Raw genomic sequence first — 14714 nt, 5'->3', positions numbered from 1 at the left:
CAGAGCGTTAGAGAAAAGACGAGGGGAGAACGCGCGAGAGAGCCGTCCGAGCCACTCTTCGCCCTCCCTTCGCGTCCTCTGACACCTGGCACGACGATTGAGGTGGCGCTCTCGTTCAAATGAAAGCTGGCCGTTTCTAAGCCGCCGAAGAGACGTCTGCCAGGAGCATAATCGCCTCCTTTGAGCAGCGCTTGCTCAATACATTGAGCAGGCATACGTATTAACACTTGATAAAGCCGGGCTGCTTCTCTCCTGGATCAAAGGCAAAGACATGTCAATACAACTACTTCGACTCCAATCAAAGTTAGCTGACCGGGATAGTTAGCGTGTGATATAATATAAAGGAGAGTGTGAGCATAGCGAAGGGAGACAACATTGTCGCTGTACTCATCAGACACCAGCTCTGCAGACTCCCGGAAGCCAGTTGTCGCGGCCTATCTAGAGGTCATTCGCCTGCTTGATGACCGTGTCGCGCCTCTCCTGGGCAAAGTGACCACGCGGGTCCTCGTGCAAGGCGCGGCCCGGCGAGTAGCGGAGAAGTACCCATTTCTTCACTTTCTTGAGCGTATCCCATATACTGAAGTCACTCCGGCGATTGCCCAGGAGCAGCTTGGTGGTCAATCTCCGCAGGAGCTGACGGCAGGTTTGAATGCTCTTCTGGAGGAGTGTTTTGCGGGCTTGAAGGAACTCACCGGCGACCTGATTGTTACCCCGCTTCACGATGAGGTGACCCGCCAGCTCCAGCACATGTCGATCATGTCGTAAAGAGAAGACGGTCTAGCGTCGCAGCGAGCAATGGAGAAGAGCAGCGTGCAGTCTCAGTCGACACTTCCAGAAGGCGCGTACCGCTCTTCCAGAGGATCGGGGGAAGATCGGCTGGCGGTTCTCCGCCATGAGATGGAATATCTGAACACCATCGGGAAGCGCTTCGTCGCCGCCAACGACCGCTTCCAGGTCCATCGGGCCCTGCTGGCTACGTTACAAGAGTTATACAGTTTCTCCGCCTGTGCTATCCTGCTCAAAGGCCAGCAAGGCGACCCCTTCGAACTCTCCATTATCCCTCGCTATCCCCTCAGCGCCTCCTTTCTCCAAGAGATGATCCAGCGTATCGCCCGCGCCGCCAACATTATTGACTTCCCCAAAGTGACGCCCGAGGAGCTGGCTGTCGCTGCCTATCTCGATGCTCCCGATGACCTGGCTTTGATGGAGCCACAATCCCCTCTTGGCGGTAGCGAAATCGGTGACTTCCTCCACCTGCCACTGGCCGTCGAGGACCGCATCATTGGCCTGCTTAGTCTCTTCCACGAGCGCGAGGGCATCTTTGATACTCAGCTCCTGCAGCTCACACGCATCATCGCCGACTACGCCGCCATCGCCCTGGAGAATATGCGCCTGCGCGAGCGTGAGCAGGCCCTCTGGCGCGAAGCCGAATTTGAGCGGCGTCGACTGGAGCTGATTATCAGCAGCATGGCCGAGGCCCTGCTGATTACCAATGCCCAAGGTGCGATCGTCTCCCTGAATCGCTTTGCTGAGCAGCTCTTCCAGCAGGCTGAGATCGACACACGCCTCGAACCTGGTGTACCTCTCCGCCAGCTTGCTGCTCGCAGCAACGTGCCCTGGCTACGCGAGCTGACCCACGTTGTCGATCAGGCCCTGACCGGACAGACCATTAAGAATCAGGAGCTGATCATTGGCGAAAGCGGCGAGACCGTCCCCCTCACCTTAAGCATCAGCGCGGCCCCACTAAGCCAGGATAGCCATCACCCGCTGCCCAGCGGCGCCGTCGTGGTACTCAACGACATCACCGATCGCAAGCAGATCGAGAAGCTCAAAGACGAGTTCGTCTCGGTGGTCTCCCACGAGCTGCGGACCCCACTGACCGCCATCAAAGGCTACACCCAGCACCTTGTCCGGCGTCTGGAGCGGCGTCTACGCCAGCAAGCGCGTGAGGGCCGCGAGCAGCCCGAGCCACCAGAAAGTTACGATTTGCGAAGCCTCTACATCGTACAAAGCCAGGCCGAGCACCTGGAGCGCCTGGTTAGCGATCTGCTCGATCTGTCGCGTGTGCAATGGGGACGCCTGGATCTGCAATACACGCCTTTCTATCTGGCAGACCTGTTGGCCGAGCAGGTGCGTCTGGCTCAGGCCAACACCGAGCAGCACATCGTCCAGCTCGATTTGCAAGTCCAGGACAGCAAGGTGATCGCCGATCGCCAGCGCATCGCCCAGGTGGTGGGCAACATCCTGGACAACGCCATCAAATACTCACCTCAAGGGGGACATGTCACAGTGCGGTTGGAGAGCACAAACGATGCATTCCTGGTCAGCATCAGCGACGAAGGCATCGGGGTCAGCCCTGAATACCTCGACCACATCTTCGAGCGCTTCTATCGGGTCCGCAACGCTGCCAGTCGCCAGTATTCGGGGATCGGCCTCGGCCTTTACGTTGCCCGCGCCATTGTTGAAGCCCACGGAGGCCGCATCGGCTACGCCAGCAATCAGCAAGGGATGGGCAGCACCTTCTACTTTAGCCTGCCGCAGAGCCCCAACTCAGCGGAGACAAGACAGCTCTGACCGCCAGTGAAGACCAAGCCCAGCCAGCTACGGGCTCCCTCCCTGGCTTGCTTCCTCGTGCCACCCGGCAGGGGTCTCGCCTAGAAGGCTTTCAACAGCTCAGTCGGGGTTGCCTGGAAGCGGTCCAGCAGGTAAGAGCGGCCAAAGGGGGTAAAATGGATGGTAGCCCAGCTTGCCCGCAAAATCTGAATATGGCGCAGGACGCGGGCCTCTCCCCAGAGTGGATAGAGCAAATCGCAGAGGGCATTCACAATATCTCCGGTACTGGTGATGAGCACACCGACCAGCATCACCCCGATCACCCAGAGGAGGTGATGGGGGAGAGTAACCGGGCCGAATGCTGTAAAGCAGCCGATATAGACCATGCTGCCTGAGACCAGTGCGGGCAGGAGCGCCTCCAGCACAATATAGAAGCGCGACGGTTCACGCACAAACAGGGTGGTGATTCCCAGGGGGCCAACAGCCCAACCGATCAGCTGATCGCGTCTCAAGAGCGCCAGCAGCAGATGGGACCCCTCAACCAGCAGCAGCCAGAGTAGCACAAAGGCAATCAAACCCGGTATCGAACGAAGCTGGATACTGGCCAGTATCCCCGGCATGCTCATCCTCCTCGAACGTCGTAAACAGCGACACCAGAAACCTCTGTTTGTATTGTACGCCCAGCGAGGGCCTGCCGACAACAGGACTTCGCTATTCTTCCCATCCTCCTTTGCCAACCAGTGGCACAAAGACACAGCCCCCAAGCGAATGTACCTCTTGCCCATTGGGCGTGCGCCGTATGACCAGCAGCTCCTGATGGTCATGGCTGCCAACAGGGATGACCAGACTCCCCCCCTCGACCAACTGGGCAACCAGCTGCTGAGGAATCTGCGGCGCCGCAGCGGTGACCACAATCCGGTCATAGGGGGCCGCATCCGGCCAACCGAGTGAGCCATCGCCCACAAAGACGGCCACATTATGCAGGCCCAGTTGCAGCAGCCGCCTCGCCGCCTGACATGCCAGCTGCTGGTAGCGCTCCACCGTTACGACAAAGGCCGCCAGACGCGCCAGAATAGCCGCCTGATAGCCCGAACCTGTTCCAATCTCCAGAACTCGCTCCTGAGCGCTCAGCTGCAGCGCCTGAGTCATCGTCGCCACCATGAGGGGCTGAGAAATGGTCTGACCACAGCCAATGGGCAGGGCCTGGTCGGCATAGGCCCAGTGCCGATGTTGAGGATCAATGAAGAGTTCGCGCGGCGTCGCCTCAATGGCTGCCAGCACACGCTCATCGTAGATACCAGCGCTGCGCAAGCTCTCTATCAGATGACGGCGCTGCGTCTCAAGATCACGAGCCATAGCATTCCAAAGCCGAGTGAAGAGGAAAACACCCAATCTTAGCTATCAGGTACAATCTACGAGTCTCATGCTCCAGGCAGGGAGAGGCACAGAGGAAGAGTATGGCTAGCAAAGACAATCCTCCCTCGGCTATTGATCAGCTCACCAAGCCTCTGCCTTCTTCGAAGGCTAAGCTGCACACTTCGAGATGAGGCACGCGAGGGTATCCATTTAGAGTCTAAAGCCTGGGGAAACAGACGTCAAGGAGAGCCGAGCATAACCTGCTCCCTCTCCTTCAGCAGGCGGGGAACGATGGAGAAAACGATCCGAGCCACCAGAGCCAGCCCAGAAGGAAAAGGGAACCAAGGATATCTGGCAAAGCAAAAAGGGGCATAAAAAAAGTGGGCGCTACTGGGCTCGAACCAGTGACCTCTTCGGTGTGAACGAAGCGCTCTCCCACTGAGCTAAGCGCCCATTGACTCTACCAACCGGGGTGAGCGCCAGCTTGTCGTAGTCTGTGCTCAATCCCCAGCTCTCTGGTATAGCTACTATAGCACTCCGGGCGGGGCTTGTCAAGTAGGGACACAAGGAATAGGTGGCGTGGCCTTTTCTGGCATCTGCCGATAGACGAGGGGAGCAGGGCCACGGCAGGCGAGGCCAGCGGTCCAGAGCACCGCCCGGAGTATGAGCACAGATAGCACGCAGAGGCATCAAGCGCGAGAGTAGCAGCGGGCGAGCGAGTGAGCAGGAATGGAGCTAGCTAGCAACACTTCACAGCTCGTTAGGGGCCTTGCGCATCGTGGGGAAGAGAATCACATCGCGGATGGACTCCTGATCGGTCAGGAACATGACCAGGCGATCCACGCCGATGCCCAGCCCGCCAGTGGGGGGCATGCCTACCTCCAGGGCCTCCAGAAAGTCTTCATCAAGCACCTGCGCCTCCACATCGCCGTGAGCACGCTGGCGCATCTGATCCTCAAAGCGCTGGCGCTGATCGAGCGGATCATTCAGCTCAGTGAAAGCGTTGCCGATCTCCAGGCCGCCCAGGAAGGGCTGAAAGCGCTCCACCAGATCGGGCTGTGACCGATGGCGTTTGGCCAGCGGCGAGACATCCAGCGGATAATCGGTCAAGAAGAGCGCGCGGCGCAGCGGCTCAGCTCCCTGGCGGAACATTGCACTCTTCAGCTCATCGATCAAGCGGCCCCGACCCAAGGAGGGATCAACCTCATAGCCGCGAGCCCGCATCTCGGCGGCCAGACTCTCCCGATCGGGATAGCGATTCACGTCAATTCCGGTAAACTCCTCGATCGTCTCCAGCAAAGGCAGACGCGGCCAGGGAGGCGTCAGATCCACCTCATAGCCCTGGTAGCGAATGCGGGGTGTCCCGCAGGCCTCCAAGGCAATAGCATAGATCATCTCCTCCGTCAGGCGCATCATGTCCTCATAATCGGCATAGGCCTGATAGCACTCCATCATCGTAAACTCGGGATTATGCGTGCGGTCGATCCCCTCATTGCGGAAATTGCGCCCAATCTCGTAGACCCGCTCGAAGCCGCCAACAATCAGGCGCTTCAAATATAACTCCACCGCAATGCGCAGATACATATCGCGGTCGAGCGCGTGGTGATGGGTCACGAACGGACGGGCCGTAGCGCCACCGTAGATAGGCTGTAAGATTGGCGTCTCCACCTCCAGGAAGCCGCGCTCATCGAGGAAGCGCCGCATGGCCCGAATGACGCGACCACGCCTGACAAAGATCGGCCTCACCTCATCCCCATTGGCCAGCAGATCCAGATAACGCTTGCGCTGGCGCAGTTCGACATCTTCTAGCCCGTGGTACTTCTCGGGGAGCGGACGCAAGCCCTTAGCAATCACCGCGAACTGCAGAACGTGCAGCGTGCGCTCACCCGTGCGCGTGTAGAAGAGAAAGCCTCGCGCCTGAATAAAGTCACCGATATCCAGCAGTCGGACCGCGCGATAGGTTTCCTCACCGAGATCGTTAATGCGGAAGTAGACCTGAATGCGGCCAGTGCCATCTTCAATATGGGCGAAGGCCACCTTGCCCATCTCGCGGAGCAAGCGGATGCGTCCGACCAGAGAAAAAGAGTGCTCCTCTCCCAGCCACTCATCGAAGTGCTGCAGCACCTCGGCAATGGTATGGCTGCGCTCTACATGGTTGGGATAAGGATTGATACCGCGCTCACGCAAAGCCTGCAGGCGCTGGAGCCGCACACTTCTTTCATCAGCCATAACGCTCTTGGAAACTCCTCACAATGGTTTGCCGCTATTTTAACAAAATTCCGGGCCACTGGATAGCAGGGAGAGAGTAAGACCTGGCGACAGCCCGCCCTCCCTGGACCGGAAGGAACCAAAGAGAAGGGCCGCACCAGAGAAGGCGGCCCCGAAAGACACAGCGGCATACTCCATCCTGGCTGGATCAGAAGACGAAAGCCCTCGGGGAGGAGAAAGAGAAATGCTCTCGTCGCAGGGGGAGAAGCCCATCTACTCGATGGCGAGGACCGTGTACTCTTTGACGCCACCAGGGGTAGAAACCATCACCAGATCGCCCACCTTATGGCCAAGCAGGGCTTTGCCAACGGGAGACTCGTTGGAGATACGGCCAGCACTGGGATTCGCTTCGTAGGCGCCTACAATCGTATAGCATGCCTCGCGCCCATCGCTGCTACGCACACGCACGACTGATCCCAGCGTTACTTCGTCGCTCTGGACCTTCTGAATCGTGCGCGCGGTGGCGAGCATCTGCTCTAGCTCATAGATCTTCCCTTCGAGGCGGGCATACTCTGTCTTGGCCTCCTCATAGGCCGCATTGTCGTTGACATCGCCCCCCTCCTTGGCATCATGCAGGTAGCGTGCAACCTCAGCCCGCTTGACAGTACGCAGGAACTCCAGTTGATTCAGAAGACGTTGCCGGCCATCCTCGGTCAGATAGACGCCCTGTGTCTCCATCCTATGTTTCCCTCCATTGTCTGCAGGAAATCTCTCATCTACTACCAGAGTCTTAGCCTGCCTACCAACCTGCCGCGCCGCAACGAGGGGAAAGCGCCAACAGCCAGTAAGCAGCTTCTTCAACAGAGAGCCGGTCCAGGTCTCTAGTATGCTGGCCGGTTGTGCCTGGGTAAGCGCCTCGGAGCAGGCCAGACGAGACAAAGCGAGCTACAGCCATTCGCATCCTGCCCAATTACAGGCACAAGAGCAGGAGTTGATCATCCAGAGGAGAGATGTCCCACATCTCCCCAGGTTACTGTCACTCGCTCACCCGAGCGGCAGCGCAACAGCAACTCGCCGCTCTCATTGACCTCTTCCGCCCTGCCTTCGAGCTGACGAGCACCCTGTTGAATACGCACCAGACGCCCAAGCGTCTGTAAGCGGCTGCGCCAGCGCTCGCGAATATGGCGAGCCACCGGCAGCGAGAAGAAGGCCGCCGAGACGGGGAACGCCGCACGCGCGGATCCTTCAACAAGCGCTCCAACCTCTTGCTGCAGGGCGAGATAGGAGTCCTCCAGATGCTCCAAAAGCTGGGATATGAACGCCTCACGGCTCACTGCGCGACCGCACTCGGCCTCTAGCGTGGTCGGCGTCGGCACTTGAACCAGCGGAGCTGACGCAGCTGCAGGAGCCTCGGGACAGGACTGCACTGATCCGCCCGTACTCTGCTCGATCGCTAAATCCTTACTGCGTCCATTGACATTGACGCCGATGCCCAGTACGGCCACCAAACGACCTGCCCGATCGGAGCTGGTCTCGATTAAAATACCGGCAACTTTACGTTCACCAATCAAGACATCATTGGGCCATTTGATACCAGCAACGAGGCCAGCGGTATCAGTAATGGCATCTAGCACGGCCAGGGCGGAGAACATAGTCACCAGAGGAAGCGGGAAGCGTGGATAGAGCACCAGCGATAAGAGGACATTGCGCCCAGCCACGTCAACCCAGCGGCGGCCCTGCCTGCCACGCCCGGCTGTCTGACTTTCTGTAAGCACCACCAGGCCCTCTAGACTCTCGCTTGGTGTAGCCTCGATGGCACGCTGCATTGCCAGCGTATTCGTTGAGTCGACCACTGGAATATAGAGCAGCCGCGCCTCTCCCTTCCCGAGGAGGCGAGTGCCTAACATCTGCCGCAGTCTGTCGAGATGCAACCGTTCGCTGTTGGTCATCTGCCCTTGCGCACCGCTGCTCACCGCTGCGCACCGCTGTTCACCGCTGCTCACCGCACTATCACCTCCCGCCCTCCCTCAGCTGAGGACCCGGACTTCCCGCCAGCCTTCTCTCTCCTTGCTTACTTACGTTGAGCCGGCCTTGCCTCACTTGCCTCCTCCCTCCTCTCCACTCGGCCCCACCAGCCAGCATCGCTATTGCCGCTCCACTAAACCAGCTAGCTCATCTCGGCCAGCCCGTCCCCAGATACCTTGCCCAAAAGATTTCCGCGGGTACCGGGCCGGCTAGTAGCGACAATTTAGCACCCTGTACACGCTCTGTCTGGCATGCAGCGGAGATGCAGAATGTGAGAACACTACCGACCGGCACCGGTCCTGCGGTAAGCCATACAGGCGGGAGCTAACCGACTTTCCAAGCGGGCCAGGTTGTTTCCCACCTTCCGGCTGGGGCCACTCTCAGGAGACGCCCCTCCCTTCCCGATTGGTGTGACAGGTTAACTCGCCACCTGCGTGGCATTCACGTTCAGGCATGTGCACACCACCTCCTTTCATTGCGCTAATTGTAACATTGCATTTCAGGTGCTGTCAAGCTTTTCGTTGAAATTTACTTGAACACTTTTTCCTTGAGCTTTTCGACCAGAACGCCAACGTCAACAGGAGCGATCAACCGTGCGGATTTTAAGGGTTCTTTCATGCCCATGCGCAGGTTCTCAATGCTTGAAATAATATACAATAAGATTGGTCGAGGAAAGGAGGAGTTCTGCTATGGCCATCGAGCGTACCGCCCATCCCTATATTGTTCGTGACCCCGCCATCTACGGTGGGGAGCCCATCATTGAAGGCACGCGCACTGGCGTGCGCCATGTGATCCTGCTCTTCCAGTCCGGCAAGGACCCTGAAGAGATTGCGCGCATCCATCGCTTGAGCCTGGCTCAAGTCTATGATGCCATCAGCTATTTTTACGATAACGAAGAGGAAATCGAGCACTATATTCGTAACCAGTCCTGGGACGGCGACTAAGAGGCTGCTCCTTGCCTCCTGACCCGTTCACTCTGGCTGTTACGCACTGCTGGTGCCTGCCCGACTCCGGCACCACCTCTTTTCGGCTTTTGCCAGGCCCTGGCGAGAGAGGATAGCCAGGCTGTTCATCAGGGCTAGCCACAGCGCTGCTTCACGCGCTATACTGTATACGAAGTATGCTGGCGGATATCAGCCCGGTGGAGCTGAAGGCTAGTGGCGCAGGGTGGCTCTTCCTCCTCTTCGCCACTCTCTGCAGGGCTGTTCTCGCGCTTCACCACACGACCACACGTTTGTCCTGTCCTGGTTCTCAAGGCTGACGCCGACCTTCCGATGCTCGCCGGCCCAGCTCTTTCCTCTCTCAGCCGAGGCCGCTGCGCTCTAATAAGCTGCGCCCAGGCCGCCGCGGCGTGGCCTGGTTCCGTTCGTTCGTAGGGCGAGGGCTGCTTCATTCGCCAGAGCGAGCCAGTCAGCACAGCCTTGACGTTTCGTGCGCTTGCTCTGCCCCGGTACACGCCTACCAGACGGCGGCAGGGTAGAGCCTCCGCTTCTCAAGGTAGCCGTCCGCTCCGTCGCGCTTGCGAGTCCTGTCAGGAAGTTAACGGAAGAGCAGCAAGAAAGGAGGACCTGATAGATGCAGCAATATAGCGATCTGCTGATCGACGCCCTCCTGGATGAGGGCTTCACGGTCGAGGAGGCCAGTCGCCTGATCGAGCTGCGTGAGGCCTACGAAGAGCAGCTTGCCCGCGAGGAGACATCCTATCAGCGTTTCGTGCACTGGCTGATCGACCACGGCCACCTGAGCGATTACCTCTAGCGCGCAAGCCAAGCAGGCAAGGGCAGAAAATCCTTGTAGCGGCCTTCTGCTGTGAGGTACAATAGCAATGAGGCAGGCAGTAGACCACGGCGCAGCCCCCTGCTGCGCCGTTGCAGTTTCCATGACCAGATGAGCAACCCCGCGCCAAGGAGAGAGAAGTCATGAAAGCGGTTGTTATGGCCGGAGGGGAAGGATCTCGCCTACGTCCCCTGACCATTAAGCGCCCCAAGCCAATGGTGCCGATCGTGGGCAAGCCCGTCATGGAGCATATCCTGAACCTCCTGAAGCGACATGGCATCACCGAGGTCATCGTCACGGTCCAATACCTGGCGAGCAATATCGAGGACTACTTCGGCAATGGCTCGCAGTTCGGCATGCGCATCACCTATTCTCGCGAGGATGTTCCGCTCGGCACCGCCGGCAGCGTGAAAAACGCTGAGGAGCATCTGACCGAGCCTTTCCTTGTGATCAGTGGCGATGCGCTCACCGACTATAATCTGAGCGATATCATCCGCTTTCATCAGGAAAAGCAAGCGCTGGCAACGTTGACGCTCGCTCATGTCCATAATCCACTCGAGTACGGGGTCATTATCACGAACGAGGATGGCCATATCACGCAGTTTCTGGAGAAGCCTAGCTGGGGCGAGGTCTTCAGCGATACGATCAATACGGGCATCTATGTGCTCGATCCCCGCGTGCTGACCTACTTCGAGAAGAATAAGCCCTTCGACTTCAGCCAGGATCTCTTTCCGTTGATGCTCAAAAAGGGTGACCCCATCTATGGCTATATCGCCAGCGGCTACTGGTGCGATGTGGGGAACCTGAGCGAGTATATGCGCGCCAACGCCGATGCTTTGCAGGGACGGGTCCAGATCGAGATTCCTGGCCGCCATATTGGCAACAGTATCTGGTGCGAAGAGGGCGTGGAGATCGCTGAGGATGCTCAGCTCTATGGCCCGGTCTATCTGGGACACGACTGCAAGATTAAGTCGGGCGCCATCATCCACGGGCCGAGCATCATCGGCCACTATACGATCATCGATGAGCGCGCCCAGGTCGACCGGAGCATCATCTGGAATAACTCTTATATCGGTGAGCGAGCTGAGCTGCGCGGCGCTCTCGTCGGCTCGTCGACGAGCATTAAGAGCAAGGCGGTGATGTTCGAAGGCTCGGTGATCGGCGATAATTCGATCGTCCAGGAGGGCGCCATTATTCAGCCTAACGTCAAGATCTGGCCCGATAAGGAGATCGAGACCGGCGCCGTGGTCAATAATAGTATCATCTGGGGCTCGCAGGGGAGACGCGGTCTCTTTGGACGCTACGGGGTAACGGGTCTGGTGAATATCGATCTGACTCCTGAGTTCGCCGCCAGCCTTGGCGCAGCTTACGGCGCCATTCTCCCTAAAGGCAGCATTATCGCTGTCAATCGCGATTCATCACACCGCACGTCACGGATGATTAAACGGGCAATCGTGGCCGGCCTCCCTTCGGCTGGCATCAACGTCCACGACATTAATCAGGTACCGATTCCGGTGGCCCGCTACTATGTGCGGAATACGGAGGCCGTCGGCGGTATCCATGTGCGCCTCTCTCCTCACGATCCGCGCATTGTCGACATTAAGTTCTTTGACCAGTACGGTCTCGATATCAATAAGGCGACCGAGCGCAAGGTGGAAAACCTCTACTTCCGTGAGGATTTCCGCCGCGTCTATATCGACGACCTGGGGTCGATCGAGGTCCAGGAGAATGAGCGTGTGCTCAATCTCTATCTGGAGGGCTTCCACAAGGTGGTCGATGAGGGGCTGATCCATCAGCGCAAGTTCCAGATCGTCATGGACTATGCCCACGGCAGTACGACGCAGCTGCTGCCCGGCATCTTTAACCGCCTCGGTGTGGATGTCATTATCTTGAATACGAGCGCCGATGAGTCGCTGGTGACCCGTACGAAGGATGAGGTGGAGCGCGATCTGGAGCGCCTGGCGACGATTACGGCAGCCCTGCATACGGATCTGGGTGTCCGTATCGATCCAGCAGGCGAGCGCATCGCGGTGGTCGATGATCGCGGGCGCATCCTGGACGGGATGAAGATGCTGGCGGTGATGACGAGCCTGATGCTGCGCCGCTTCCACCAGGCAACAGTGGCGGCCCCGGTCACCGCTCCCAGCGCCCTCCAGCATATCGCCAAGCGCTATGATGGCTACATCCTGCATACGCGCGTTCTGCCCCAAGCCCTGATGGCCACCGCCAGCCGCGAAGGGGTGGTCTTGGTCGGCGATGGTGAAGGGGGCTTCATTTTCCCGGAGTTCCTGCCCGCCTTCGATGGCATGATGGCCGTGGCTAAGCTGCTGGAGCTGCTGGCCTACTTTGAGGTGAAGCTCTCTGAGGTGGTGGATGATCTGCCTAGCTACTACTTGAGCCGCACACGCGTGGCTTGCCCCTGGGAGCACAAGGGGAAGGTTATGCGTATCCTGAGTGAGCAGTATCGCGAGCGACGGGCTAAGCCAATCGATGGGATTAAGATTGATCTGGGAAGCAAGGAGTGGGTGCTGGTGCTGCCCGATGCTGATCGACCGCTCTTCCATGTGGTGGCAGAGTCAGAGTCGAGCGAGCAGGCCCAGGCGCTGGCTGAGAAGTATGCGCGTGTGGTAAGCGGCTTGCAACAGTAATTTCTTCCAGCCCGAGCTGGTAAGGACTCAGCCGCTGAATCAGCCAGTCGGATCGAAATGCAGGCGGCCCATCCAGCGCACCTGCTTGCTCTTTTTTCGGTTCCGGCTGGCTTTCACCTCAAAGAGAAGCCCCGTTGCGGTGGAGGGAGTGGCCGCAACGGGGCTGATGAGTTCGGTGTCCGGTCCGATGTCGCCGCTGTTACTGCGCCAGCGAGGGGAAAGATGGCAGTCTGCTCGCTCGCTGATCTCTTTCCCTCTCGCTGACCACTCTCTTCGCCCGAGGGCCAGCGGCAGTCCATACGCGATGAGATAGCCGCTTCTCTGGCTGGGTCCGCACGCTAGGCCGAGGCCGAGGCGGCCAGGTGCGCGGACGGCGCCGCTTCGACGGAACGCGCCAGAACAGGCTGGAGCGGTACGGGCGGCAGACTGTGGCCCAGGCTGGCGCAGATGCTTTGAGCAGTGCGCCGTATCCCCTCTTCGAGGTCAACACTCGGCTGCCAGCCGAGGAGTTGCCGCGCCCGACTGTTGTCGAGTGCAATGGCCGCCCCCGTCCGCCCACGCTCGCTGAGATAGAGCGGTGGCACTTCACTGGCAAGCAGGGCTGCTGCACGCTGGTAGAATTCTTCAAGGCTGGTTCCCCTGCCGCTGCTGATATGCATGGTCCGGTTGCTGCCTCGCTCGAGCGCCAGGAGATGGGCCTGGACCACATCGGCGATGTAGATGTGGTCGCGTCTCTCCCCCTGGGGAGCACGAATAACTACCCGTTTTTGCTCTAGCAGGCTGTAGATGAATTCGGTTAGGGGATGTTGGGCACTTTGTCTGTCAGTTTCTCCATAGACATCAGCATAGCGTAGAATAACATGCTCTATTCCATAGTGGCGGCTATAGTAGCGAATATACCATTCTCCGGCAAGTTTGCTAATGTCGAGAGGACGCCGTGGACAGAGCAGGGCCTCTTCGGTGAGAGGAAGCGCCTGGCCTTCGCCAGCGTAGAGATCGTTGCCGCCAGAGGCAAAGATAATGCGACCAACGTTGGCCGCGATGCAGCCATCAAGCAGGTTGAGCAGGCCATGCAGGTTGATGTCAGCATCGGTCAGCGGACGCTGACCAGGCTGCAGCGCTGAACGACAGGCCGCGTGATGGCTGACGATCTCTGGACGCTCCATCTGGAGCACAGCGTGTAACCGCGGGTCCCGAATGTCTAGCTGGTAGAAGCGCGCTCGTGGATCAAGACGCTCCCTTGCACCGCTGGCCAGTGAGTCAATGACAATGACCTGGTGACCAGCGTCCAGACAGGCACGTGTCAGCTGTGCCCCGATAAACCCAGCTCCGCCAGTGATGGCGATCTTGACCAAGTGTGTCTCTCCCTTCTGTGGTTGCTTGGCTTGCCGCTGTCTCGATCGGTGACCCTCCGCTATCTCTAGTGTAGCGCTGATCCCTATTGCATAAATATAGATGTATCTATAAGATAAATGCTGTGGAAGAGTAAAATAGACTTTTGACTGCTCTGACCTGAAAGAGAGGAATCGCTTGCAGATATGAAGCCAGTTGATTGATCTTCGGCTGCAAGCAGCATCTGAGCAAAGAAATGGTGGTGAAGGGGATTGGGCCGGTGAAGATGGCGATTCGCGCATCGCTGGTCCGTGGTACCTGGCTTAGCTGTCATCCGCTCTCTCTGTTTGTGGCCTTGCCATCGCGGAGAGGGGAAGTGATCTCGATTGATGCCGGCATGGAGGGGCGAGGGGGGCTGCGCCGGCGGGGGGTACGGCGCAGGTTGGAAACTTGGGGTCCCGCTCGCTGGGCCAACCGCCGCCGGTTGGGCAAGAGAAGATTTGCGATCCGGCGGCGGCTGGACCTCCTACGATGCAGGGGTGGTTCCTCGCATGAGCGCATCCAGCGTGGACTTCTTGATACGGTAAGCCTGGCGCTTGCCACGATGGGGGAGGGTGATCGCCTCCAGGGCTCCGCTTTTGATCCAACGACGCACCGTTGTATCGTCCACGCGCAGACGGCGCGCAACTTCACGTACTGTGAGCAGTTCTTCCAGATCCTCAGCCATAGCAGTCTCTCCTACTCTTTGGGATTAGCTCGTAACAGGCGTGATCACCAGCGTTCCTCTGACACCCCAGGCATGCCACCCTCTCCTTG

General features: G+C 58.7%; 12 protein-coding genes and 1 tRNA gene. 5 read left to right on the top strand and 8 right to left on the bottom strand.

The genetic code is table 11. From position 1 onward, the window contains the following. Positions 1 to 375: 375 nt before the first annotated feature. Both N688_RS06420 and N688_RS06415 read left to right on the top strand, forming a co-directional pair. A complete protein-coding gene (locus tag N688_RS06420; RefSeq protein ID WP_052888508.1) occupies positions 376 to 765 on the top strand; it encodes a hypothetical protein in 390 nt (129 codons plus the stop codon). Positions 766 to 897: 132 nt separating this feature from the next. After that, positions 898 to 2574: an ATP-binding protein gene (locus tag N688_RS06415; RefSeq protein ID WP_162179505.1), complete on the top strand. Its 1677-nt coding sequence runs from the start codon at positions 898 to 900 to the stop codon at positions 2572 to 2574. An 80-nt stretch (positions 2575 to 2654) separates the two neighbouring features. Here the strand turns inward: N688_RS06415 and N688_RS06410 are convergent, their stop codons facing one another. The 6 genes from N688_RS06410 to N688_RS06385 form a co-directional block, all read right to left on the bottom strand. Beyond that, on the bottom strand, positions 2655 to 3173 hold the full coding sequence (locus N688_RS06410) for a hypothetical protein (protein WP_052888506.1): 519 nt from the start codon (positions 3171 to 3173) through the stop codon (positions 2655 to 2657). 91 nt (positions 3174 to 3264) lie between these two features. Further along, positions 3265 to 3909, bottom strand: a complete 645-nt coding sequence (locus tag N688_RS06405) for a protein-L-isoaspartate(D-aspartate) O-methyltransferase (RefSeq protein ID WP_052888505.1) — start codon at positions 3907 to 3909, stop codon at positions 3265 to 3267. A 381-nt stretch (positions 3910 to 4290) separates the two neighbouring features. Further along, positions 4291 to 4362, bottom strand: a tRNA-Val gene (locus N688_RS06400). Between the two features lie 297 nt (positions 4363 to 4659). Beyond that, on the bottom strand, positions 4660 to 6138 hold the full coding sequence (gene lysS, locus N688_RS06395; protein WP_052888504.1) for a lysine--tRNA ligase: 1479 nt from the start codon (positions 6136 to 6138) through the stop codon (positions 4660 to 4662). Between the two features lie 252 nt (positions 6139 to 6390). Further along, complete coding sequence (greA, locus tag N688_RS06390) at positions 6391 to 6855, bottom strand: transcription elongation factor GreA (RefSeq protein WP_052888503.1); 465 nt, start codon at positions 6853 to 6855, stop codon at positions 6391 to 6393. Between the two features lie 257 nt (positions 6856 to 7112). Beyond that, positions 7113 to 8120 carry a biotin--[acetyl-CoA-carboxylase] ligase gene (locus N688_RS06385; protein WP_156025325.1) on the bottom strand — a complete coding sequence of 336 codons (1008 nt, stop codon included), beginning with the start codon at positions 8118 to 8120 and terminating at the stop codon, positions 7113 to 7115. Positions 8121 to 8831: 711 nt separating this feature from the next. Between N688_RS06385 and N688_RS06380 the strand changes: the two genes are divergently transcribed. The 3 genes from N688_RS06380 (at position 8832) to N688_RS06370 (ending at position 12566) form a co-directional block, all read left to right on the top strand. Next, on the top strand, positions 8832 to 9086 hold the full coding sequence (locus N688_RS06380; protein ID WP_052888501.1) for a DUF433 domain-containing protein: 255 nt from the start codon (positions 8832 to 8834) through the stop codon (positions 9084 to 9086). Positions 9087 to 9717: 631 nt separating this feature from the next. After that, positions 9718 to 9900, top strand: coding sequence for a hypothetical protein (locus tag N688_RS06375; protein ID WP_052888500.1), 183 nt, complete (start codon positions 9718 to 9720; stop codon positions 9898 to 9900). Between the two features lie 161 nt (positions 9901 to 10061). Next, positions 10062 to 12566, top strand: a complete 2505-nt coding sequence (locus tag N688_RS06370) for a mannose-1-phosphate guanyltransferase (RefSeq protein WP_052888499.1) — start codon at positions 10062 to 10064, stop codon at positions 12564 to 12566. 338 nt (positions 12567 to 12904) lie between these two features. Here the strand turns inward: N688_RS06370 and N688_RS06365 are convergent, their stop codons facing one another. Next, positions 12905 to 13921 (bottom strand): NAD-dependent epimerase/dehydratase family protein, encoded by a 1017-nt coding sequence (locus tag N688_RS06365; protein ID WP_052888498.1) that lies wholly within the window; start codon positions 13919 to 13921, stop codon positions 12905 to 12907. Between the two features lie 503 nt (positions 13922 to 14424). Further along, positions 14425 to 14625: a helix-turn-helix domain-containing protein gene (locus N688_RS06360; protein ID WP_052888497.1), complete on the bottom strand. Its 201-nt coding sequence runs from the start codon at positions 14623 to 14625 to the stop codon at positions 14425 to 14427. Positions 14626 to 14714: the final 89 nt, after the last annotated feature.

Source organism: Thermogemmatispora carboxidivorans, from assembly GCF_000702505.1.
In the GTDB taxonomy this organism is placed as follows: domain Bacteria; phylum Chloroflexota; class Ktedonobacteria; order Ktedonobacterales; family Ktedonobacteraceae; genus Thermogemmatispora; species Thermogemmatispora carboxidivorans.
The sequence above is the reverse complement of the archived record's forward strand: the minus strand, read 5'-3'. Positions and strand labels throughout refer to the sequence as shown.

What these genes read in the sequence shown, in the direction of transcription:
- lysS (WP_052888504.1), bottom strand. Translation starts at nt 6,138, where the DNA reads ATGGCTGATGAAAGAAGTGTGCGGCTCCAGCGCCTGCAGGCTTTGCGT.
- N688_RS06370 (WP_052888499.1), top strand. Translation starts at nt 10,062, where the DNA reads ATGAAAGCGGTTGTTATGGCCGGAGGGGAAGGATCTCGCCTACGTCCC.
- N688_RS06410 (WP_052888506.1), bottom strand. Translation starts at nt 3,173, where the DNA reads ATGCCGGGGATACTGGCCAGTATCCAGCTTCGTTCGATACCGGGTTTG.
- N688_RS06405 (WP_052888505.1), bottom strand. Translation starts at nt 3,909, where the DNA reads ATGGCTCGTGATCTTGAGACGCAGCGCCGTCATCTGATAGAGAGCTTG.
- N688_RS06375 (WP_052888500.1), top strand. Translation starts at nt 9,718, where the DNA reads ATGCAGCAATATAGCGATCTGCTGATCGACGCCCTCCTGGATGAGGGC.
- N688_RS06415 (WP_162179505.1), top strand. Translation starts at nt 898, where the DNA reads ATGGAATATCTGAACACCATCGGGAAGCGCTTCGTCGCCGCCAACGAC.
- greA (WP_052888503.1), bottom strand. Translation starts at nt 6,855, where the DNA reads ATGGAGACACAGGGCGTCTATCTGACCGAGGATGGCCGGCAACGTCTT.
- N688_RS06360 (WP_052888497.1), bottom strand. Translation starts at nt 14,625, where the DNA reads ATGGCTGAGGATCTGGAAGAACTGCTCACAGTACGTGAAGTTGCGCGC.
- N688_RS06380 (WP_052888501.1), top strand. Translation starts at nt 8,832, where the DNA reads ATGGCCATCGAGCGTACCGCCCATCCCTATATTGTTCGTGACCCCGCC.